This is a genomic window from Rhizobium sp. G187 (assembly GCF_051549525.1).
In the GTDB taxonomy this organism is placed as follows: Bacteria; Pseudomonadota; Alphaproteobacteria; order Rhizobiales; family Rhizobiaceae; genus Allorhizobium.
On record NZ_JBPUGM010000004.1, the window covers coordinates 302392 to 323705 of the forward strand.

The following is a 21314-nucleotide window of genomic DNA, read 5'->3' on the forward strand; positions in this document are numbered from 1 at the left end:
CTCACAGGTCAAAACCCTCCAGAAGCGGAATGCCGATACGCCGCAGCAATGCCTCCATGACCCGCACTGCCAGGCGCTGGCGTGCCGGAAGATGCGCGACATAGACGGCATTGTATTCGATGACCGGGACCGCACCGCGCAGGCTTTTGAAACGGCCTGCCCCGGCGCTCATGTTGAAAAACAGCCCGCGTTCGGCCGCTATCATCTGCCCCGTCGCCATGACCAGCCGGTAAAGCCCATCCTTCAGCGGCAGGCTGGTATCATAGCCGACGATCGGTTGCGTCAGCGTGCGACCATTAGCGAAAAAGCCGGACACCGCCGCAAGCCTGCCCTCGCCGTCCCGGAAGCCCACGAGGTCAAACAGGCCGCGCCTGTGCATTTCCCTGATGTAGAGCGCGGTATATTGCGGATTGAGCGGTGTGTATTTTTCCAGATACAGCATCGCGTAAAGCTCGGCTGCACGCTCGTAGTCCGCTTCGGTAAAGCTTTCTCCGGCGGCAAACCGGTAGGCTGTCCGACTGATGAGCTTTCGGTCATACGCTTGGTTCTGCGTCTTGCGTCCGTCATTGCCGGAATAGAGATAGATCCGCCGCGCCGCGATCATGCGAAATCCCGCCGCCCTCAGATGGTGGATCGAAGACCCGTCAGCCATTTCGTTCAGTGAGCGGATGACAATCGCCCGATTGGGATATCGCGCGGACAACTCTGCCACGAGACCGCAGGCCCCCGAGGCGCTGATGGCCGGCACCGGATTGGTGGACAACAACCAGTTGTTGACCTGCACCTGCTGATCGAGCCCACTGGCCCTCAAAAGCGGGCCGCAGGCACGGATCAGGCCAGATGCAGCCCAACGCAAGAGGGGAGCACTGGCAAAGTTGCGCGTCTCGTCGAGGGCATAATCGACATAAGCGCTGCTTGGGCAACAGATATAGCAGGTCGGAGCATCGCTTCGATCGTTGAGGGTGATTGGAAAACAACGCCCCTCAATGTCGATTGCATCAACCTTTGTCGTGAGATTACCAATGAGGTCCGGGACCGGATAGGCGTTGAAAAGCGCCACGAAACGACGAACCGCCTCCGGCTCATTGGACACCGCGCCACCCGCTGCAGAAAGTGTCATCATCGTGCATCCTCAGGCGGAAGCCGATTTTCCACCCGTCGAAGCTTCCGGTGAGGCGCAAATTCCATCGCCTGCTGTCGAAGGATAAGTGTCGGGGACAGCCCGCGCTGCGAAAACACATCAGCGAGTGCATCCCGGGCCGCCTTTGCACCCTGAGCGGCGAGTTTCGGCTCCAGAACAAGCGTTATCTGCTCGGCCCCCTCCCGCAGGATGCGAAAATCGGTGATCGAGCGATCGGCCTCCAGCACGGCGTTGCGCATCACATCAGGCGTCACCAGAAGCCGCATGCCATCCGCACGGTCAAAAACAAAGGCGTCATCCAGCCGACCGACGACCTCGTCGACAACCTGGAGCGGCGACCCACAGGCGCAGGGGCTGTCGGACAGGCGCAGAAGGTCGTTCATGCGGTAGCGCGCCATGATCTGGAACCGGCGCCGAAAGCAGGTGACACGGGGCGAAACCAACCCGCCCTCCACTGCCTCGAATTCGAAGACATTGGCGTCTTCAGCAAGATGCAGGGTCCCATGCGAGCAGGAGACAGCGAAAAGCCCTTCCGTCGCCATGTAGATCTGCCCCAGCCTCGTGCCAAAGCGGGTCTCGATGATCGTGCGGTCGAAGGGATCCAGCGTTTCGCCACCGGCAAAGATGCATCTGGGCTGCAGCCGTTCGGCGTGCTCGGCAAGATGGCGCAAAACCCGAGGCGGCGCGACGATGGTGGTGGGTGCAAACCTCTCAAGGTCATGCAGCCAGGCCTCGATACCCCGGTTGAGATCGAAAAACATCAGTCGCAGCAAGCGAGAGCGATTGGCACCGTCATAAAGCGCGGAGTTCTGCGGCAGGATCACAGCAACCCTTTCGGGATCAACAAGGAGCCGCGGCACGGCCTTTGCCAGAATGGTGCCCAGCCAGCGGTCTTTGTCGCAGGCGTCAACCGCATAAAGCGCGCGATTGCCGCTCGTGCCGGTGCTTGCACCAAGGCTGACCTCCCCGATCTGGCCGGTGGTCTGGAACGCGCGCCATCCGTCCTCGGCGCTGATCCTCCCTCGGTTGAAGGCGGCAAAATCTGCCATGACCACGGCCTTGTCGATGATGGGCAGCATCTCTAGCCGACGTGCTGAACCCTCGTAGAAATCGACAGCGGGCAGGCTGTGGTCGAGCCAGCGCTGAAGCGCCAGGGACTGCCAGTGTTTGAACGCGGCACGCGAGCGCCAGGCCCGCGTGGTCCAGAGCGTTCGCGCAAAGGCGGAGGCAATGCGAAGACGGGAGTTCACGGCATGCCCTCACCTAGATCATGCGGGCTGACCGCAGGATCGTGACACAAAAGCACCTCACCGCCCGCCTCCTGAAAGGCAAGGACGCGACGGGTGCTCTCGGCAAGGGCCAAGGGATCGTCAGCCACGAGGCTTGCGGGAAAGCCCGGACGCCGCTCCGGCGCCAATGCATTCCCGCACCATTGTGCATCGACCGCATAGAGAAGCGGCCGCGGCATGGCGCTAAAGCACAGACCGAAATGGCCAGCGGCATGCCCCGGAAGATCGATCGCAAGCACGCTGCCGTCATCGAAAAGGTCGCGACCTTTCCCAAGGCCAAGCGGCGCCTCGATCAGGGGAAATCCGTCGACATCGACCGTTCGCGAAAGAAGGCCGGCGGGCAGGAGCTCGGTGAATATGCCGTGGCGCAGATTGGCCCGAACCGGCCCCCGCAGGACGCGTCCCAGCATCTCTCGCTTTGCGATGATCCGCGCATTGGCAAACGCGTCGAGACCTGCGACATGATCGGCATGAAAATGGGTGACGATGACGACCGAGACATCATCGGGCGTAAAGCCGAGCCTTTGCAAAACCGCTGCGGGCTGCCCGCTCGTCACCAGATCCGGACCGAGGATCGCGTTGTAGAGGCGCAAGCCGAGGCTGCGCTTGCCCGCAGTCACGCGCGGCCCATAGCCCGTATCGATCAGCACAAGCCCCGCTGTCGGATGCTCGAAAAGACCGTAGCGGACCCTGAGAGCCACAGGCCGCCAGCCTCCGCCGCGAAGATAGAAGCGTTCCGGCGCGCTGACAAAGGCGCTGTTGGCAAATACCGGTTTCATGGCCCGCGCCCCTGGGCAATCGTCATTGCAAGCCCCTCTTCGAATGAGATCCGGGGTTGCCAGCCCAGCATCCGGCGGGCCTTGGAGATATCGAGGCTCTGGCGAAAGGCGAATAGCCCAAGCGTATAAGGCGTAACCAGGGGCTCGGTTGAGGCAGAACGGGCAAGGCTCACCAGTTCCACCAGGCGAGCAGCCGCCAGCGCCGAATAAAACGGCACGCGTCTCCAGCTGAGCTCGATTGCAAGCCTTGAACAAACACGCTCGACGATGTGACGCACCGGCACCATTTCGCCACTCGAAATGTTGAAGGTCTGCCCCTCGATATCACTGGTTGTCAAAGCCGCCTCGATGGCCTGCACAACATCATCAACATGGGTAAGATCGATGGCGGCCGCGCCGGACCGCAACAGCGGCAGGGGACCATGGCGGGCAGCAGCCGTGATCCGAGGCAGCAGCGTCTGGTCGCCAAGGCCATAGATGCCACGCGGCCGCAGGTTCACCGGGCCGACGCTCCCACGGGCAAGAACCATTGCTTCGGCCTCGGCCTTGGTTCGGGCATAGGCATTGATCGGAGGCGGCAGCGGCGCCGTTTCGGCGACATCGGTCTTGTCCTTGAGTTCGAAGTAAACCGTCGGCGAGGATATGTTGACGAAGCGACGGGCCTTGAGCGCGTGAGCCAGATCAAGCACATGGCCCGTGCCCTCGACATTGGCCAGGCGAAAAGCTGCAGGCTTCCCCCAGGATGCCGAGAGTGCTGCACAATGCACCACGGCATCCACGGTGCCGATGTCATCGAGCAGGTGGAACAAGGGGCGGGATATATCCGCGCAAAGGGTCGCGAACCCCAGATCCTGGAGATGGCGGCAACGGGCCTCGTCACGACCGAGCTCGACCGTCTCAAATCCGCGGACCGCCAGATACCGGATCAGCCGACCGCCCAGAAAACCCGTGGCGCCTGTGACGAGAACACGCATGGCGCTCAAACCTCTATCGCCATGCCGCCAAAAGACACACCGGCCGATGTGCCGAGCATGAGAAGCTTGCATCCCTTGCCGATCCGCCCCTCAGCCCAGGCGATATCGAGCGCCGTTGGTATTGAGGCTGCGATCTGATTGCCAAATCGCGCCGCAATGTTGACCACTCGATCGACCGCCATACCGGTCTGCCTGATCATGTGCTCCAGCGCCAACGGGCTGGCCTGATGGGGCACCACCAGATCAACATCACTGGCGTTCCATCCGGCAGTCGCGAGAAGCTCGTCGACGAAGCGGGAAAAATGGCGATGCGTGATGCGAAACAGCGCCTTGCCATCCATACGGAAGGAGGCATGGGCGGCGAATTCGTCCGGCTGCCGATGAAAATCGAAGCGCGTACCGCCTGCACCGATTCCACAAGCGTCATAGGCTGATGGATAGGCGCGCATGAGACTTGCACGGATTGCGCTGTCGCCCTCCGAAGCCGCCGTCAACACGATTGCAGCCGCCCCATCACCGAACAATGCCGCAACATCTGGCTGATCGCGCCAGGGCAGCGCCCGCGAGGCGATATCCGCAGAAAAGACAATGGCCACCCGTGCCCGTCCCATTGCGATACGGTCGGCGGCGAGATCAACAGCGGCCAGGAAGCTGAGACAGCTAGCATTGACATCGAAGGCGGCAGCCCTGCCCTCGGCGATACCAAGCCGGTCCATCACCAGCGGCGCGGTTGTCGGCAGGGGCTGATAGGGAACACCACAAGCACCGATGACAAGATCAATGTCCTCAGGGCCTATGCCCGCCTTTTGCATGGCCAGATTGGCAGCAGCAACTGCCATTGCAATCTGATCGTCCTCTCCCTGACAGACATGCCGGCTGAACACGCCGGATAGTCGCTCAAGAAAGCCCTCTTCAAAGCCCAATTGCCGATCGAGGTCCGTCGACAACAGGACCCGCGACGGAACAAAATGTCCCGTCCCTGCTATACGCAATCGCCGAATATCGCCATTCCTCAGACCAAGATCCATATTGGAAGCTTTACTTGGTCACATCCGGTTTCGCAAACAAGGCCGGAACTGCATCGGCGTCGGTGAAACCAGAGTTTGGCTGTCCCGGGTTGATTGCAGGAACCGGTGTGAAAATTGATTCTCAAATCAAGGGAAACGTAATTCAAGACTGCTTTTTTAGCAGGCAATTTGGGATCGCGGCGGGACAGGATCATCAAGCGGATGTGCAATCGTCTCAAACAGTTTCGTCGCGTGCGACCCGATTTGACAAAACCCGGGAACCCTTCCCCGCATTTCTTGCTCAGGCTGCCGCAAAAATTTGGCTGCCTTACTTTGTTAACAGGACCTAGCAATGATCGATCCGTTGGGTGAATGCAGCGCCCCAGCACCCAGTCCGCTCTCGGCCGCTTTGCAGTTATGGTCCTTGGGTCCCCAGCCAGTTTTTGCGAGACACGTTTCCGGACGAAGGATGGCCTAGTTAACGGCCCTCAGAATTCTTCAAGCTGCTCAGAAGACGTCGCTCAGCGGGAGAGCGGCAATTATTTCCGCGGTATGTCGTTATCGACTGCTCATGTCTGCGCAGCCGAATGCAACGCTAGGCTTAAGTGAGGGCTCACCATTGATATGGCTTGCACGCTTACCAGGCCGGGCCATTCGCCGCCTGCAGCCTGCTGGACTTGTATATGTCGATCGTCGGCATGGCGATGTTGGGTCCTGGGTTTGGCAGGGAGCACAGCGGCATGGGGGTCGGCTCCGCTTGGCCTTCCTCGGACCAGATGAATTCGCCCTGCGTCAGTTCCTCTGAGGGCGGTAGGCTTGCCAGTGCGCCGATCACACTGACGGATGCTGCGGCGACGGCCAGAATAATGGTTCGCATCATGTGCTCCTTTTCAAGTCTGTGATTGCTGACGGCGCCCGGGCGATGGAAGCGCTGGATTGACGAGGGCCAGCCGGATCGGCCGAGATTGCTCTCGACCGATCTGGTCTGCAGGCGCTTGGGGTCAGGAAGCGTTCGAGATGGTGCGGTTGACGAGGCTCACCGACTTGTCGGCATTGACCTTGTAGACTTCGCGGACATCGCGACCGTCACCGTTGGAGAAAGTGTGGAAGAAGGTCGAGCCGGCGGGGGCCTTTTCGAGCATGACATCGCTGTTGTCGTAGGTGATCGAGCCCGGGATCGGCTGGACGCTGGCAAAAGCGGCTGTGCCGGCTGCGAACGAGATCAGGGCGGCGGAGAGAGCGGTAAGAATGGTCTTCATGGTCGTGTTCCTTCAAGGGTTGAGTGAGGGCCGATCTTCGGCCGGTTTCATCTGACTGCTGCTGCAAGACAGGTCTCTGGCGGGAGGCCTGGTAGGGCGCTGATCTCGCATCCGGGAGGAGAAGACTGCGTGGTTGATCAGCCAGTTCAGAGTGCCAGTGAGGGGCATTAGGTTCCATTGAACCTGAGTTCGTTCGCCACCAACATTGGTATGCCGCAGCCATGCCCAAGGCATGGCCGGACATGACCGAAGGTTTGGGTCAAGGCAGTGATCGGGCAGGGTCGCATACCGAAACGTTGGTAAAGTCAGCTCGCATCCCGAGGGCTGCCCACTTGCGAGTGCCAGCGGGCGGCACGTGCCAACCATCCCGCGCTATCCGGATGTATAGGGTCGAGCATACCAGCGGCTGATGGGCTGGTTTTCGCGAGCGGCGTAGACTTGCCGCGCAGGGCCGGGCCGGCGCCGGAGGCGTCTGTCGGAGACCCAGCACCCACCGCATGGCGAACAGGAGATGACCCATGGAGCCTCTCGCAGTCGAAGCGCGCCGCAGGGCCGCACTCAACACACCGTCCAGATTTCCATCCGAAGCGGTGAAGGACTTATCCGCAGCGCTCACCGGCCTGCTTGCCGATACCTTCGCGCTCTATCTCAAAACCAAGAACTTCCACTGGCACATGAGTGGGCCGTCCTTCCGCGATTATCACCTGCTCCTCGATGAGCAGGCAGGCCAGATCTTCGCGATGACCGATGCGATCGCCGAGCGGGTCCGCAAGCTTGGCGGCACGACAATCCGCTCCAGCGGCCATATCGCCAGGCTCCAGCGGTTGCTGGACAACGATGCGGCCTATGTGACACCGCAGGATATGCTGGCCGAGCTCCGGGACGACAACGAGCGTTTCGTGTCCTTTGCCCGCCAGACGCATGGGCTCTGTGCCGAGCATGGCGATGTTGCCTCAACCAGCCTGCTTGAACAGTGGATCGATGAGGGCGAACAGCGTGTCTGGTTCCTCTTCGAGATCTGCCGCAACACATAAGGAGCGCATGGGAAACGGATGCGTTCAGGCTCAGAGCCAGCGATCTAAACGGGACCGGGCCACGATCGGCTTCGGTCCCGTTGCTCTATGCGCCGATCAGCAGCACCAGACCAAACAGCAGAGCCTGTCGCCAGACATTGTGGCGTGCTCCATTGCGGGAAAGGCTTGGAGATTTTCGGATGGTGAGGTTTTGCCGGTTGGCGGTCTCGCGCACGAAGCGCGCGATCAGGGCGGAAGGCGCCTTCGGCACTCTAAAGGATAAAGGCGTCGTCGCACGCAGGGCCGCGTGCAACAGAATAGGCAGCACAGCAGAACGGATGCCGTCTCAGGCGATCCGCCCATTGCGCCGCCATGCGGCTGGTGTCTGGCCCGTAATACGGCGGAAGACGCGGCAGAGATGGGACTGGTCGGCGAAGCCGCAATCAAGGGCAATTTCGCAGAGCGGCGTGTCGGTGGTGAGCATCAACTGCTTGGCATGATCGATGCGCCGCCGGCAGATATAGTCATGCGGGGATGTCCCGAAGCTGGCACGAAAGGCGGCAGAAAAATAGCTGGTGCTGAGCCGCGTGATCTGGGCCAGCTCCTCGATATTGATGCGTCCGGCAAGCTCTTTGTCGATATGCCGCTTGACCCGACCGATCTGCCATGGAGCCAACCCGCCACGCGTCGAGGGCACAGGGTTTTCGGGCAAATCAGGGCTGCCGACGAGGGCGGACGCTTTCCGGAGGAGATCCATCGCAGTGTCCTCGTTTTGCTCGACGAGGGACATGGCATGGGCAAGCAGGCGGTTAAGCTGATGGTGCTGTGACGAAAGCGAAACCGCGTCAAGAGGCGCTCGGTGAAGGCTGTCGTCGATCTGAAAGGGTAGTGCTGACATGACGATCCCCGGTGGTTCTGATGTATGGGGAGATCTTCATGCGAACGGCGATTCAAAGAAATTGTACGGGAATTGATAAGCGTCAGACTGCAGTGCTAGCCTCGCATACCCACGTATAGTTGCCGGAGCAGCGACGCGGGTTTTAAACAAGCTGAACACTTAAAATCCCTGGAAGGCGAAGGATGTCCGTGAGCCCTCTCGTTCTGGTCGTCGATGACGAGCAAATCGTCCGCAGTTCTGTCGATAGCCTGCTGCGTTCGGTTGGCTATCGGGTGAAGGGCTATGCCACGCCGCTTGATCTGTGCCGCGACGTGCAATCCTTGGAAGAGGCCGATTGCCTGATCCTGGATGTGCGTCTGCCCTTCACCAGTGGGCTCGATTTCCAGCAGAAGCTCTCTGAAATGGGCGTCCAGATCCCGATCGTTTTCGTGACCGGCCATGGCGATATACCTATGTCGGTAAGGGCCATGAAGGCTGGAGCCGCAGACTTTTTGCCGAAACCCTTCCGGGATCAGGATATGCTCGACGCTGTCGCCGCCGCATGCCTGACGCGGGCTGCGGCCAAGGGCGAGACCAAGCTTGAAGCGGAACTGAAGGAGCGGTTTTCATCGCTCACCCCCCGCGAGCGCCAGATCATGGAAATGGCAACCAGCGGCCTGATGAACAAGCAGATTGCCGGCGAACTGGATCTGAGCGAGATCACCGTCAAGATCCATCGCGGAAAGATCATGCGCAAGATGATGGCCAAAACCTTTGCCGATCTGGTGAAGATGTCGGAAGCGATCTCACGAAATCAGGGCGCGCCTGCCAGCAGATAAACTCAGGTATAGTCGATAAAGTTGTGAAATACGGCTATTACTGCATGCAAGGTGAACCCGGTCCCGACCGGAGATTGGCAGATCAAGGTGCATGCTCCCCGGCTTATTTCAGTGATCGACGACGAAGTCGAAGTCCTTCGTGCCACGAGCAGCCTCTTGCGATCCTGCGGCTTCGACGTCGCGACTTTTTCCTCTGCTGAAGATTTCCTGCATTCGCCCAGCAACGGCCGCTCGGCCTGTCTGATCTCCGATGTCCAGATGCCAGGCATGAGCGGCATCGAACTTTTTGCAGCGCTCAGGCAACGCCAGGACCCTGTCCCGGTCATCTTCATCACCGCCTTTGCTGACGCACCCGTCCGCCAGCATATCGAGGCGCCCGTCTGCGTGCTTCAGAAGCCCTATCAGGCGGAAGCCCTGATCGCCTGCATCGAGCGTGCGATCAGCGTCCAGCCGCAGAGCTGACGAGGCGCCGGAGCGCCCCGCCTTTGGGCCTATTTCCCATCCCGAGTTCTCGCCGAAATGGCGATGAGGTGCCGCACCATCGGTCGCTCCTGGCCTTGGTGATAGCTGATGAGCTGGCCGTGGATCTCGGCGTCCGCATGCGATGCGCGTTCATGCTGTCGTAGATGCTCGGCCCAGGACTCGACGAAGAACCATTCAACGATCTGCTCGGGCTTTGCCGCATCCTCGCTCACGCCCCACAGATAGGCGCCGTCTCTCCGCCGCGCTTCGGCATGGAGGTTGAGCGCGCGGAGGAATGCGGGGCGATCGGCTGCGGTAACCGTGTACTCGATTTGCACCATGACGGGACCCTGATCATGGGCAACGCTATCCGCCACGATCGGCTCGGGCCAGTGGTGGGAAGCGGAAAGGTCATCTTCACCCTGCGGCAGTTTGATCAGGTGCATCAGGACTGCGCTTAAGCTCAGGCCGGCGGCCGCAATCCACAATGTTGTCGTCAGTCCCAGTGCCTCGGCTGTGATGCCCCAGGCGATGCTGCCCACCGTCATCGCCCCGTTGAAGACGGTGAGGTAAACCGCAAGCGCACGCCCGCGCACCCAGTTGGGCAGCACCGCCTGGGCAACACCATTGAGCACTGTGAGCGCGGCAATCCACGCGCTGCCCAACAGGAAGAGACATAGGAAGGCCACCCATTGCGGTGGTGCGAAGGTGAGCACGACCATGACACCGGCGCTGAGGATCGCAGATCCCAGGAGAATGCCGTCGGAACTGAGACGGTCGCGCAGTCTCGGCAGGACGGTTGCTCCGCCGATGGCCCCGGCACCGACCGAGCCGAGCAGCAGACCGAAGAAGCTCGCTCCGCCGCCGAGCAGATCCTTGGCGACGAGGGGGAGAAGCGCCCAGGTGGCGCTTGCAAACGTGAAATAGACGCCAGCCCTCAACAGCACGACATGCAGTTTTCGGCTCGATCTTGCATAGCGCAGCCCCGCCCGGAAGGCGCCGAAGAAGTGCTCGGGGATGTGGCTCACCTCGGTCCGCGGGTTTTGCCACCAGAGAAGCGCGCCGATCACAAAGAGGTAGGTGGCAAGATCCGCTGCGTAAGCAACGGCCGCACCGAAAGCGCCAAGCAGGATGCCGCCGATCGCCGGGCCGATCGACCGTGACACATTGATCCCGACGGAGTTCAGCGCGATCGCGTTGCGCAACTGGGATCTCGGAACGAGATCCGGCACCATGGACTGCCAAGCCGGACCGGCAATGGCTGCGGCCGTTCCGCCGACAAGGGTGAGGCCGATCAGGAGTTCGACGGTGATCAGCCCGCGCCAGGCAAGCAGCGTCAGGGCAAGGCTGACCGCCAGCAGTACGACCTGCATCGCCATCAGCAGCTTGCGCCGGTCGAGAATGTCGGCCAGCACGCCCGCCGGCAGCGCCAGCAGGAAGATCGGCAGTGTCCCTGCCGCCTGGATCAGTCCCACGGCACCTGGAGAGGCTGAGAGATCGGCGACGAGCCAGGCACTCGCGACGTCTCGCATATAGGTGCCGGTATTGCCGATGACGGTTGCGGTCCAGAGGACTGCGAAGGCTGTATGATGGAACGGAGCGAGCGCACTGCCGGCCTCCGCTTTGTCAGGCTGCAATTGGGTCATGACGATCACCTCTCGAAGGTTCGGTGCGACGGAGCGTCCTGCTGCCAAACGGGCAGGGAGTAGACACACGAAGGCCGCCGCGGGTCAGGCGGCGGCCTGGTTGGCGCGGAGGGGATCAGCTCTTCACGAAGGCCAAAAGGTCCGGATTGATGACGTCGGCATTGACGGTCAGCATGCCGTGCGAAAAGCCCTTGTAGACCTTCAGCGTGCCGTTCTTCAGAAGCTTGACCGAAATCTCGGCGGAAGCGGCGATCGGGACGATCTGGTCGTCGTCGCCATGCATCACGAGCGTCGGCACCGAGATGTTCTTCAGGTCTTCGGTCTGGTCCGTTTCCGAAAAGGCCTTGATGCCATCGTAATGGGCCTTGGCACCGCCCATCATGCCCTGCCGCCACCAATTCTGGATCACGCCTTCATGCACGGTCGCGCCATCCCGGTTGAAACCGTAGAACGGACCGGCCGGAACGTCCCGGAAGAACTGCGCGCGGTTGGCGGCGAGAGCCGAACGGAAACCGTCGAACACTTCGATCGGCAGACCGCCCGGATAGGCTTCCGTCTTCACCATGATCGGCGGGATGGCCGCGACCAGGACGGCTTTCGCCACACGGCCCTGCGGTTCGCCGAACTTCGCGACATAACGCGCCACTTCTCCGCCACCGGTGGAATGGCCGATATGGACGGCATTGCGCAGGTCGAGCTTTTCGAAAACGGCCGAGGCATCGGCGGCATAGTGGTCGAGATCGTGACCTTCGCTCACCTGCTGCGAGCGGCCATGGCCACGGCGGTCATGAGCCACGACGCGGTAGCCATTCAGGAGGAAGAACAGCATCTGCGCGTCCCAGTCATCGGACGACAGCGGCCAGCCGTGATGGAAGACGATGGGCTGCGCATCCTTCGGACCCCAGTCCTTGTAGAAGATGTCGACGCCGTCCTTGGTGGTCACATAGGTCTCGGTCATTGGTATCGTTCCTTCCTGTTGAAGTGCGTTGAGGGTTTCCGAGGCAAAGACCGGGAGCGTCGTTGCCAGCGAAAGGGTGGCGCCCGCGAGCAGTGCCTGCCGCCGGGACAAGAGAAATTCCTGTTTGTGATCCATCGCTTGGTTCCTGCTGATTGGATGATCGGAGACTAGGGCCTGGCTGCCGTCTGCTCTTGTCGCCTAGGCCGGTTTTTTGGACGTTTGACCGCTCGCATCCATGCCGGCGACGAGAAGGAAGGCGGCAACCAGGCCGAGATGCTCGAAGAAGGCATTGGTCGCGCCCGTGCGTGCCTGACCCTCCGGCATCGTCCAGAACTGCAGGGCGATGAAGGTGGCCGCGAGCGTAAAGGCAGCGAGCGCCAGGGCTCCGGCGCGGCGATGAAAGCCCGTAATGACCATGGCTGAAGTCACGAGCTCGAAGCCAATCACGCCGGCTGCGAAGAGGGGTGCCGGCAGGAGGCCGAAATGGGTCATTTCCTGAATGGCGCCCTCGAAATCGAAGAGCTTCGTCAGCGCGCCCTGGATATAGGCCGAGCACAGCGCGCTCAGCATCAGGACCTTTGCCGTCGACCCGTTCAGCGCATTGCGGCGCGTCGGCGGAGAGGTCTGTTCAAAACGTGTGATTGTTGTCATCGTCTTGTTCCCTAAACAGCCCAGCAGGAGCATCCGAGCGCACCGAAAAAGCCCTTGAGATCGCTGATGGGCAGGCTGGAGGTCCAAGCGCCTGCATGGTCGTGACCATGCACGCCGCAGTCATTGGCGCAGCCGCAGGACGAAATCGCGTGGCGGCGCAGCGAGTTTTTGCCAGCCCCTTGCGGCTCGCCCCAGCCGGCATAGCCCCCGAAGGTTCTGACCGGCGACCAGTCGGGCATGGCAGGAGGAAGCGGCGGCGCATCAATGCCGCTGAAGTCACCGGCGCCGTAGACGACCTTGCCGCCGACGATGGTGAGGTCGGAGGTGAGGAAGGAGATCTCGTCCTCGGGACAAGAGAAATAGTCCTTGCTCGGCACGATCAAGTCGGCGAACTGGCCGGCTTCGATGCGGCCCTTGCGCCCCTCTTCATTGCTGAACCACTGGACCTTCTCGGTCCACATGCGCAGCGCCGTCTCTCGATCCAGGCAGTTCTGCCGCGGGTAGAGGTTCATGCCGCCCACGGTCTTGCCCGTGATCATCCAGGAGAGTGAAACCCAGGGATTATAGGAGGCAACACGGGTCGCGTCGGTGCCCGCCGAAACATGGACGCCGCGATCGAGCATCTTCGCAATCGGCGGCGTTGCTTCGGCGGCACCATGGCCGTATCGCTCGACGAAATACTCGCCCTGATAGGCCATGCGGTGCTGCACCGCGACCCCGCCGCCGAGAGCCGCCACGCGATCGATCGAACGGTCGGAAATTGTTTCCGCATGGTCGAAGAACCAGTTGATGCCATCCAGCGGCGTATCGCGGTTGACCTTTTCGAAGACGTCGAGGGCCCGCGAGATGGTCTCGTCATAGGTCGCATGCATGCGCCAGGGCCAGCGGTTTTGGGCAAGGACCCGGACCACCTCTTCGAGATCGCCTTCCATCTCCGGCGGCATGTCAGGGCGTGGCTGCCGAAAATCCTCGAAATCGGCGGCGGAGAAGACCAGCATTTCGCCGGCACCGTTGTGGCGGAAGTAGTCGGTGCCCTGCTTGTAGGCGACCGAGGAGGTCCAGCGGAGAAAGTCCTCCTTCTCCTCCTTCGGCTTCTGGGTGAAGAGGTTGTAGGCGAGCCGGACCGTCAGCAGGTCCTCGTCCGCCAGCTTTTGGATGACGGCATAGTCATCCGGATAATTCTGGAAACCACCGCCGGCATCGATGACGGCCGTCACGCCCAGCCGGTTGAGCTCGCGCATGAAATGGCGCGTCGAATTGACCTGATAGTCGAAGGGAAGCTTCGGTCCCTTGGCGAGTGTTGCATAGAGAATGCCGGCATTGGGTTTGGCGAGCAGCAGCCCGGTCGGATTGCCGGCGGCATCGCGCGTGATCTCGCCGCCCGGCGGATCCTTGGTGTCCTTGGTGAAGCCGACAGCGCGGACGGCGGCGGCATTCAGCAGCGCGCGATCATAGAGGTGTAGCAGGAAGACGGGCGTGTCCGGCGCGATCGCATTGATCTCGTCGATCGTCGGCAGCCGCTTCTCGACGAACTGATGTTCGGTGAAACCGCCGATCACTCGCACCCATTGGGGTGCCGGCGTGACTGCCACCTGACGGCGCAGCATGTCCATGGCATCGGCAAGCGAACGGATGCCATCCCAGCGCAGTTCCATGTTGAAGTTCAGCCCGCCGCGGACGACATGGGTGTGGTTGTCGTTGAGGCCGGGCAGCACCCGTTTTCCGCGCAAGTCGACGGTCTTGGTCTGCGGACCGGCATGTTTCATGATCTCGGCATCGCTGCCGACAGCGAGAAACTTGCCGCCCTTGATTGCAATCGCCGTCGCCGACGGGTTGGAGCGGTCAAGCGTGGTCACGAGTCCGTGGTAGAGGATGAGGTCGGCATCCATCACAGTGTTCCTTCTGAATTGAGAGGCATCGCTACGCGGGGCGAGGAGCTCAGCCCGCCCGGTCCCGCGGCCTGCGGGTCTCGCTGAGGTCAGTTGTCGTCCGCATTTCGCCCTGCTTCGGGAGAGATGTTGTGATCGGCTGCCGAACGAGAGCGCCCTTGGCGAGCGGCACGATCTGTTCGCCGATCAGAATCCCGAGCAATCCGACCAGCGCGATGACCGGCGGTGCAGGGGAACGCACGTTGAGGACGCCGTAGATCACGCCGACGAGCAGCCCTGCTGCGAGTGATATGAGATAGAGTTTCATCACCGTTTCCTTTCGGCGTGAGATCGAATGCATGCGTTGGTGCTGCGGACGTGTCGTCCACCTACGCCTGGCGCGGGAGGGGAGGCCGCGCCAGGCTTAGGCGGTCGTTCCGGTTGGGAGGCGGGACGCGGAACGACCGGCGGGGACGGGGTCAGTGGCCTTCGGCGGCGTTGAACATCGTCTTGGCGTAGGTGACGCCGAGGCCGTAGGCGCCGCCGAGCTTCTTCGCGATGCCGGTGGTGGCCTCATAGGTCTCACCACGCGCCCAGTCGCGCTGCAGTTCGAGCAGATACTGAAGCGATGTCATCGGCTGGGCGCCAGCCTGCACCATGCGATCCATGGCGCGGTCATGCGCTTCCGTGCTCACATCGCCGCAGGCATCAGCGATCACATAGACCTCGAAGCCCTGGTCGAGCGCTGACAGGGCCGGGCCGACGATGCACACGCTCGTCCACAGGCCGCAGAGCACGATGCGCTTCTTGGCGATGCGGTTGACGTCGGCGATCACGGCCGCGTCTTCCCAGGTGTTCATCGAGGTGCGGTCGAGCATCGCCTGACCAGGGAAGGTGGTGGTGATCTCGTCGAACATCGGGCCAGAGAAGCTCTTCTCGGCAACGGTGGTCAGGATGGTCGAGACGTTGAAGGTCTTCGCGGCATTGGCAACAAGCGCTGCATTGGTGCGCAGGTTGACGGCATCGATGCTCTTTGTGGCAAAGGCCATCTGGGACTGAAAGTCGATCATGATCAGCGTGTGATCGGCGGCGTTCAGAAGGCGGGCGCCGGGGGCGGCTTTGGCTTGAATGGTCATTTTTCGTTTCCTCGGTGCTTGGGAGAAGCAGTGACGAGGAGAGAATGCCTTGGGGCGCCATCCATCTCTTGTCGGTTACTCAGCCGTTTTGGACGTTTCGATGATCTTGGTGCGCGACCGGAGCCGTAAGGGCTTGCTGCATCAATCAGGTAAGAGACCACAAGCCCGCATCTAACAAAAACTACCGGTTTCTGATCGAATTGGAGGGTCGTATTAGAGTTTGGGCCATGGACAAAATGCGGGGGCCAACTGCTACTCTGGCGCGAGTAATGTTACGTCTGTTCGGAGACTACGGTGCCCTCAACCGCCGCGACAATGGAAACGCTGGATGAAGCCTGGCTGCGGGCCTGCAGCCGTGTCGCTGTCTGGCAGTCTTCGTCGGTCAATCTATATCACCTGTCCCATGGTGCCTCCGCTTGGGACGCGCTCACTCTGCCTCGCACCCGGGACGGAGTGCGATCGGCGCAGGCAGATGCGCGCCTGCGTCGCTATGCCAATGCCGATGCTTGGCTCGATACGCCTGTGGCCATTCTGGAGGAGGCCGAACATCGTACCCTGGTGTTCGACACTACGAGCATCGTTCTCAAACTTCAGTCGCCTTCGCCGACCCCTCTGGCCGAATTTCTGCCCCTCGCCCTTTCCATCGTCAGGACGCTCTCGGCCGCCCATGCCGACGGGGCGCCGCTCGGATCACTGCATCCGATCGACTTTGCGGTTGATCGTCATGGCAGCCTCCGGCTGAGGACAATGCCGACGACGGCCTCCGCGCAAACGCTTGGCGTGATCGATGACATCATCTATCGCGCACCCGAGCAATTGAGACCTGTCGCACCGCAATACGACGGTCGAAGCGACCTTTATGCGCTGGGCATGATCCTCTTCAGGCATTTGACTGGCATCTTTCCGCTGGCGGCCAACTCGCCCGTCGAATGGCGCCACGCACATCTTGCGCTTGCACCCATGGACGCAAGCAGCATGTTCTCAGACCTGCCACCGGTAATCGGGCAGATCCTAAAGCGTCTGCTCGCCAAGGAACCGACCGCTCGATATCAGACAGCCCTCGCGCTGGAGGTCGATCTTGCGCGGTGCGAACAGGAATGGCGAGAAAACCGCATCATCAGCGATTTCGAAATCGGTCGTGTTGACACACCCTTTGCGCAGCTCGGAACGTCCGCGCTCTTCGGCCGTGGCGAGGAGGAGCAGATCCTCGCCAACGTACTCGATCGCTTTCTGGGTCACGGCAAGCCGTCGATGATCGCGGTGCACGGCCAGCCGGGTGTCGGGAAGTCAAGCCTCATCCAAAGCCTTGGCAAGGCGGCGGCTGAGAAGGCACTATTCCTTCAAGGCAAGAGTGACCAGCATCAGTCTGAACTGCCCTATGCCCCCATCATGCAGGCGATCAGCACTTTCATCGACGAGGCGATGCGTGCCGATCATGTGACACTGGCATCGCTTCGCAAGGCGCTTGCCCGCGAGTTGCAGGGGAGCGCCGCCCTGTTGGTTGACCTCCTGCCTTCAATGGAGATTTTGACCGGACCGCAGTCGACGCGGGCAGAAGTGACCGGTCCACTTGTCCAGCTTCGATTGCAGCGGGCGTTGCGTACAGTTCTGTCGGTCGCGGCGGCGACCATCAGACCTTTGGTCCTGTTTCTCGATGACATACAATGGGCGGATGAGGCCACGCGCTCTTTCCTATCAGTCCTAGTCAGCGAGCCTGTTACGGGGCTCCTCCTGATCGTTGCCCGCCGCGACCAGTCCGGAGAGGCGCAAGCGCTGGCGGAACGCCTCCTGGTGGATGCGCGCACCTCCATGGCCGAACTGGCCGAGCTTTATCTGCGGCCGCTCTCCCTGCAATCGACCCGCGAGATGCTCGAAACGATCTTTTCGGACGCCCCGGACGGTCTCGCGGATCTGGCCGAGACGTTGCACGAGAAGACAGGTGGAAACCCATTCTACCTGCGAAGGCTGTTGCAGGCTCTGGTGCAGGACGGCGTCGTCTATTTCTCTCCCGGCCAAAGGGCATGGCTTTGCCAAGTTGAAGACGTGGCGCGCTATCCGGCCAGCGAAAACATCATCTCCTTCGTCACCGCTCGTCTCGAAAAGGAGGGGGTGGAAGCGCTTCGGCTTTTGCAGACTATGGCCTGCATAGGCCCCGAAGCGGAAAAGGCCGTTCTCGCCAGCGCCCTCAGCCTGTCGGCTGAAGGCCTTGCCCGGCTTGCCGCACCTCTGGCGCGCTCCGGTTTTGTGGTTCTGTCGCTAGCAAAACTGAGTTTCGCCCATGACCGCATCCAGGAGGCGGCCTACTCGCTGCTCGATACGGAAGAGCGGCGCGCTCGCCATCTTCATCTGGTCGATGTGATGATGTCGCTGTCGGACGGCTCAACAAATGCCTCTGTCTTTGCTGTGGCCAATCAGATCGAGCAATGTAAAGACGAACACCTGCCGATTGAAAAACGGAAGCTTTTCATCGAGGCGCTTTTGGCCGCACTGGTCCACGCTAGGCGCTCGGCGGCGTTTGGCCAAGCAGTCCGCTACGGCGAGACTGCTGTCAGCCTGATCCAGGACGACCTTTGGGGTGAAGACTATGCACTGGCGTTCCGTGCCCATATTCTCTTGTGTGAGGCGTTGCTGGGCGCAGCCTCGCTGGAAGCCGCAGAGAGCCAGCTCGACGATCTCTTGCAGTATGCGCGATCGGCTCTGGACAGGAGTTCGGTTTTCCGCCTTCGCGCCAACCTGCTCACGCTGAAATCCGACTATGAAGGCTCAATTGACGAAGCGTTACTTGGGCTAGACGAGCTTGGCGTCAAGCTGGCGCGCGGTGCGTCTGAAGCGGAACAGGATGAGGCCTATCGCGCTATCCGGCGGCGATTGGATGCAAGACGGATTGCCGATCTCGAACACTTGCCTCTCATGGATGATCCGCGCATCAGGGCCGCTATGTCGCTGCTCGCGCCGCTTATCTCGTCGGTATTCACGACGGACGGCCTGCGCTTCCTCCACCTCGCCAAGATGGTGGAGCTCACGCTCGATCATGGGGCAAGCCCAGAATCCACCCATGGCCTTGCCTGGTTCGGTGCCATCATCTCCGACAAATATGATGCCTATGCCGATGGTCTGGACTTCTGCCTCGCAGCCCGGGCGCTTGTCGACAAATACGGCTTCGAGGAACACAGAACGTCCGTTCTGCTGGCTGTAGATCAGATCGCACCCTGGACCCGCTCTCTGCCTTACGCCCTGGAGCGCGTCCGCGAAGCCCTCGACGCCGCCCACGCGGCCGGCGATGTCGGCTGGATGTGTTATGCGCGCAATCACCTGGTTTCTGATCTTATCGCCATGGGGGAGGAGATCCCCAACATCAGGCGCGAGGCAGAAGAATCGATCGCTGTCACCCGGCGTTTCGGCTATACTGATATCGAGCATATTCTGGCAGCCCAGCTCCGACTGGTGGTCGATCTCGCCGAAGGCCAGGGAGAAAACCGGTCATCGGCAAGCCTCACGCAGAGTGCCCCTGTCGTTTCAGCGACAACCGCATTCTGGGTGGCCTTCTATGATGGCACCTCGCTCTATTATAACGGCGCCTATGCGCAGGCAGTCGAGAAACTCCTTGCCGCCGACGCCCTCAGCATTTTCCTGCTTGCCCATATCGATACCGGTTTCTGTAAGTTCTATCTCGGCCTTGCCCTCGCCGCACTCGAAAAAGACGCGTCGGCGGAGAGCGAGGAGGATGCCCGGCTTGGTGACGTGCGCTCCCGCCTTGCGCTTTGGGCAGACCTGAACCCCTTGAACTTCGCCGACAAACTCCTGCTCCTCGATGCCGAGATTGCCCGTAGGAATCGGAATTTCGCCGAGGCTCTTGTTCTTTACGAAAAAGCCGCGGCCTCTGCCCGATCCTCCCGCTTCGAGCATGAGCATGCCTTGGCGCTTGAGCGCGCCGGAGCTTGCTGCCTGGAAATGGGCAATCGGATAGGTGCCAACGCCTATCTTTCATTGGCATCTGAAGCATACGAACGCTGGGGTGCAGGACACAAGGCAAGGAGCCTGAGAACAGCCTTGACCCTGGATGCGACCCGGCGTCCATCCGCGGCGCAAGGTCTGACCTCCGCAGCAGGCGACCTTGATACAGTCCTCGGAACCTCGCTCGCACTGTCGGAGGAGATTGTCCTTGACCGGGTGATCGAAACGCTGATGACCCGGATGCTCGTTCACGCAGGCGCCAATCGCGGCCTGCTGCTGAAGATTGCTGATGGGAAGCTGGAGGCAGAGGCATCCGCCTGGACCGAAGGCGACAGCGTGCGCGTCAGCACCCACGATCCGGACCGATATGGCCTGAGCCCACCCTATTCTGTGATCGATCGCGCCCTTCAGACGCGAACCCCCTTCGTCATTTCCGGGTCGGATTTTGGAGCCTGGGCCGCCGGCAAGGTGTCCGCGACGGGGCGTTCGATCCTTTGCGTACCGCTTTTACGCCGCGGCGAACTCACCGGTCTGCTTTGCCTCCAGAACGACTATCTTGAAGGGGTGTTTGCCGCCGATACCGTGGCGCTCCTCAAGATTCTGGCCTCGCAGGCAGCAATATCTCTCGAAAATGCCAGGCTCTATACCAAGCTGCTGCAGGAAAACGAGCTCCGATCGCGGAGCGAACAGGCGCTCGCGGGTGCGCGAGCTGAGCTTGAGAAGAATGCGCGTCTGACCTTGCTGGGCGGTATCGCCGCCTCAGTCACGCATGAACTCGGCCAGCCCCTGTCTGCCATTGCATCGAACGCAGGCGCCGGTCTTCGCTGGCTCAGCCGCGCAGAACCGGACATCGGCGAAACGCTGAGCGTCCTCACCGAAATCGAGACCAGTGTCACGCGCGCCCATGAGATCATCCGCGCTTTGCGCGCCCTCTCGAAGCAGGCTCCGAAGGTCGAGGAGATCGTAGACGTCAACGAGGTCATTCTTGAGGTGTTGCGCATCGCACGATCCGAGGTTGATCGCCATGGCACCGAAATCCGTCTCGATCTGTCTGCTGCCAGAGCCATAGTGCTGGGCGACGCCACTCAGCTAAAGCAGGTGATCTTGAATCTCGTGCACAACGGGATGGAAGCGATGAACGATCTGCCTACGCATAGGCGCCAGATAGAGATCGCCTCGGAGCGGACCGAGACCGAGATTATGGTGACCGTGCGAGACTTCGGCAGCGGCATACCCCCGGAGATCGCATCACAGATCTTCGAGCCCATGTTCACGACGAAAACCACGGGCATGGGCATGGGACTTGCGATCTGCAAGTCAATTATCGAAGCCCATCACGGCGTCCTGACCGCTGTTGCCGAGCCCAGCGGAACCAGTTTCAGCTTTGTCATTCCGTTGAGCTCGCGCCTAGACGCGTAGACTGGCATCAGACGCGGACCTATCCTCCCGTTCCCGGGGCCT

The 21314-nt window shown here is 61.2% G+C and carries 18 protein-coding genes and 1 pseudogene; 5 read left to right on the top strand and 14 right to left on the bottom strand.

The window, feature by feature from the left end; translation table 11 throughout:
* Position 1 precedes the first annotated feature (1 nt).
* Genes ACSV9I_RS13950 through ACSV9I_RS13970 form a run of 5 tightly spaced genes read right to left on the bottom strand, consistent with a single transcriptional unit; the run spans position 2 to position 5130 of the window.
* Positions 2 to 1123, bottom strand: a complete 1122-nt coding sequence (locus ACSV9I_RS13950) for a GNAT family N-acetyltransferase (protein WP_438329404.1) — start codon at positions 1121 to 1123, stop codon at positions 2 to 4.
* Complete coding sequence (locus ACSV9I_RS13955) at positions 1120 to 2391, bottom strand: CoF synthetase (RefSeq protein ID WP_438329406.1); 1272 nt, start codon at positions 2389 to 2391, stop codon at positions 1120 to 1122. Before ACSV9I_RS13955 ends, ACSV9I_RS13950 begins: the two co-directional genes overlap by 4 nt.
* The gene (locus ACSV9I_RS13960; protein ID WP_438329407.1) at positions 2388 to 3209 is read right to left on the bottom strand and encodes an MBL fold metallo-hydrolase; all 822 of its coding nucleotides are present in this window, start codon (positions 3207 to 3209) and stop codon (positions 2388 to 2390) included. Before ACSV9I_RS13960 ends, ACSV9I_RS13955 begins: the two co-directional genes overlap by 4 nt.
* Positions 3206 to 4183 (bottom strand): NAD-dependent epimerase/dehydratase family protein, encoded by a 978-nt coding sequence (locus ACSV9I_RS13965; protein ID WP_438329409.1) that lies wholly within the window; start codon positions 4181 to 4183, stop codon positions 3206 to 3208. The genes ACSV9I_RS13960 and ACSV9I_RS13965 overlap by 4 nt, the downstream gene beginning before the upstream one ends.
* 5 nt (positions 4184 to 4188) lie before the next feature.
* Positions 4189 to 5130, bottom strand: a complete 942-nt coding sequence (locus ACSV9I_RS13970) for a 3-oxoacyl-ACP synthase III family protein (protein ID WP_438329410.1) — start codon at positions 5128 to 5130, stop codon at positions 4189 to 4191.
* Positions 5131 to 5403: 273 nt separating this feature from the next.
* On the opposite strand from ACSV9I_RS13970, the pseudogene ACSV9I_RS13975 reads away from it, so the two are divergent.
* Positions 5404 to 5540 (top strand): annotated as a pseudogene (locus tag ACSV9I_RS13975) (IS5 family transposase); the annotation flags it as partial.
* 287 nt (positions 5541 to 5827) lie between these two features.
* Here ACSV9I_RS13975 and ACSV9I_RS13980 read toward each other — a convergent pair.
* Positions 5828 to 6070 carry a hypothetical protein gene (locus ACSV9I_RS13980; RefSeq protein WP_438329411.1) on the bottom strand — a complete coding sequence of 81 codons (243 nt, stop codon included), beginning with the start codon at positions 6068 to 6070 and terminating at the stop codon, positions 5828 to 5830.
* A gap of 121 nt (positions 6071 to 6191) precedes the next feature.
* Positions 6192 to 6449 carry a hypothetical protein gene (locus ACSV9I_RS13985; protein ID WP_438329413.1) on the bottom strand — a complete coding sequence of 86 codons (258 nt, stop codon included), beginning with the start codon at positions 6447 to 6449 and terminating at the stop codon, positions 6192 to 6194.
* A gap of 518 nt (positions 6450 to 6967) precedes the next feature.
* On the opposite strand from ACSV9I_RS13985, the gene ACSV9I_RS13990 reads away from it, so the two are divergent.
* A complete protein-coding gene (locus tag ACSV9I_RS13990; protein WP_438329414.1) occupies positions 6968 to 7483 on the top strand; it encodes a Dps family protein in 516 nt (171 codons plus the stop codon).
* A gap of 325 nt (positions 7484 to 7808) precedes the next feature.
* Here the strand turns inward: ACSV9I_RS13990 and ACSV9I_RS13995 are convergent, their stop codons facing one another.
* The gene (locus ACSV9I_RS13995; RefSeq protein ID WP_438329416.1) at positions 7809 to 8360 is read right to left on the bottom strand and encodes a helix-turn-helix transcriptional regulator; all 552 of its coding nucleotides are present in this window, start codon (positions 8358 to 8360) and stop codon (positions 7809 to 7811) included.
* Positions 8361 to 8542: 182 nt separating this feature from the next.
* On the opposite strand from ACSV9I_RS13995, the gene ACSV9I_RS14000 reads away from it, so the two are divergent.
* A complete protein-coding gene (locus tag ACSV9I_RS14000) occupies positions 8543 to 9178 on the top strand; it encodes a response regulator transcription factor (protein WP_438329418.1) in 636 nt (211 codons plus the stop codon).
* 111 nt (positions 9179 to 9289) lie between these two features.
* Entirely contained in the window at positions 9290 to 9640 is a 351-nt protein-coding gene (locus ACSV9I_RS14005) for a response regulator transcription factor (RefSeq protein ID WP_438329420.1), read from the top strand.
* Between the two features lie 29 nt (positions 9641 to 9669).
* Here the strand turns inward: ACSV9I_RS14005 and ACSV9I_RS14010 are convergent, their stop codons facing one another.
* The 6 genes from ACSV9I_RS14010 to ACSV9I_RS14035 all read right to left on the bottom strand — a co-directional run bounded on the left by ACSV9I_RS14010 (position 9670) and on the right by ACSV9I_RS14035 (position 15899).
* Positions 9670 to 11286 carry an MFS transporter gene (locus tag ACSV9I_RS14010; RefSeq protein ID WP_438329421.1) on the bottom strand — a complete coding sequence of 539 codons (1617 nt, stop codon included), beginning with the start codon at positions 11284 to 11286 and terminating at the stop codon, positions 9670 to 9672.
* A gap of 115 nt (positions 11287 to 11401) precedes the next feature.
* Positions 11402 to 12379 carry an alpha/beta fold hydrolase gene (locus tag ACSV9I_RS14015; protein ID WP_438329423.1) on the bottom strand — a complete coding sequence of 326 codons (978 nt, stop codon included), beginning with the start codon at positions 12377 to 12379 and terminating at the stop codon, positions 11402 to 11404.
* 63 nt (positions 12380 to 12442) lie between these two features.
* On the bottom strand, positions 12443 to 12895 hold the full coding sequence (locus tag ACSV9I_RS14020; RefSeq protein WP_438329424.1) for a DoxX family protein: 453 nt from the start codon (positions 12893 to 12895) through the stop codon (positions 12443 to 12445).
* Between the two features lie 11 nt (positions 12896 to 12906).
* Positions 12907 to 14784 (bottom strand): amidohydrolase, encoded by a 1878-nt coding sequence (locus tag ACSV9I_RS14025; RefSeq protein WP_438329425.1) that lies wholly within the window; start codon positions 14782 to 14784, stop codon positions 12907 to 12909.
* Between the two features lie 49 nt (positions 14785 to 14833).
* On the bottom strand, positions 14834 to 15091 hold the full coding sequence (locus ACSV9I_RS14030; RefSeq protein WP_438329427.1) for a XapX domain-containing protein: 258 nt from the start codon (positions 15089 to 15091) through the stop codon (positions 14834 to 14836).
* A 151-nt stretch (positions 15092 to 15242) separates the two neighbouring features.
* The gene (locus ACSV9I_RS14035) at positions 15243 to 15899 is read right to left on the bottom strand and encodes a hydrolase (protein ID WP_438329428.1); all 657 of its coding nucleotides are present in this window, start codon (positions 15897 to 15899) and stop codon (positions 15243 to 15245) included.
* Between the two features lie 294 nt (positions 15900 to 16193).
* Here ACSV9I_RS14035 and ACSV9I_RS14040 point away from each other — a divergent pair, with 294 nt between their 5' ends.
* Positions 16194 to 21272, top strand: a complete 5079-nt coding sequence (locus ACSV9I_RS14040; RefSeq protein WP_438329429.1) for a trifunctional serine/threonine-protein kinase/ATP-binding protein/sensor histidine kinase — start codon at positions 16194 to 16196, stop codon at positions 21270 to 21272.
* Positions 21273 to 21314: the final 42 nt, after the last annotated feature.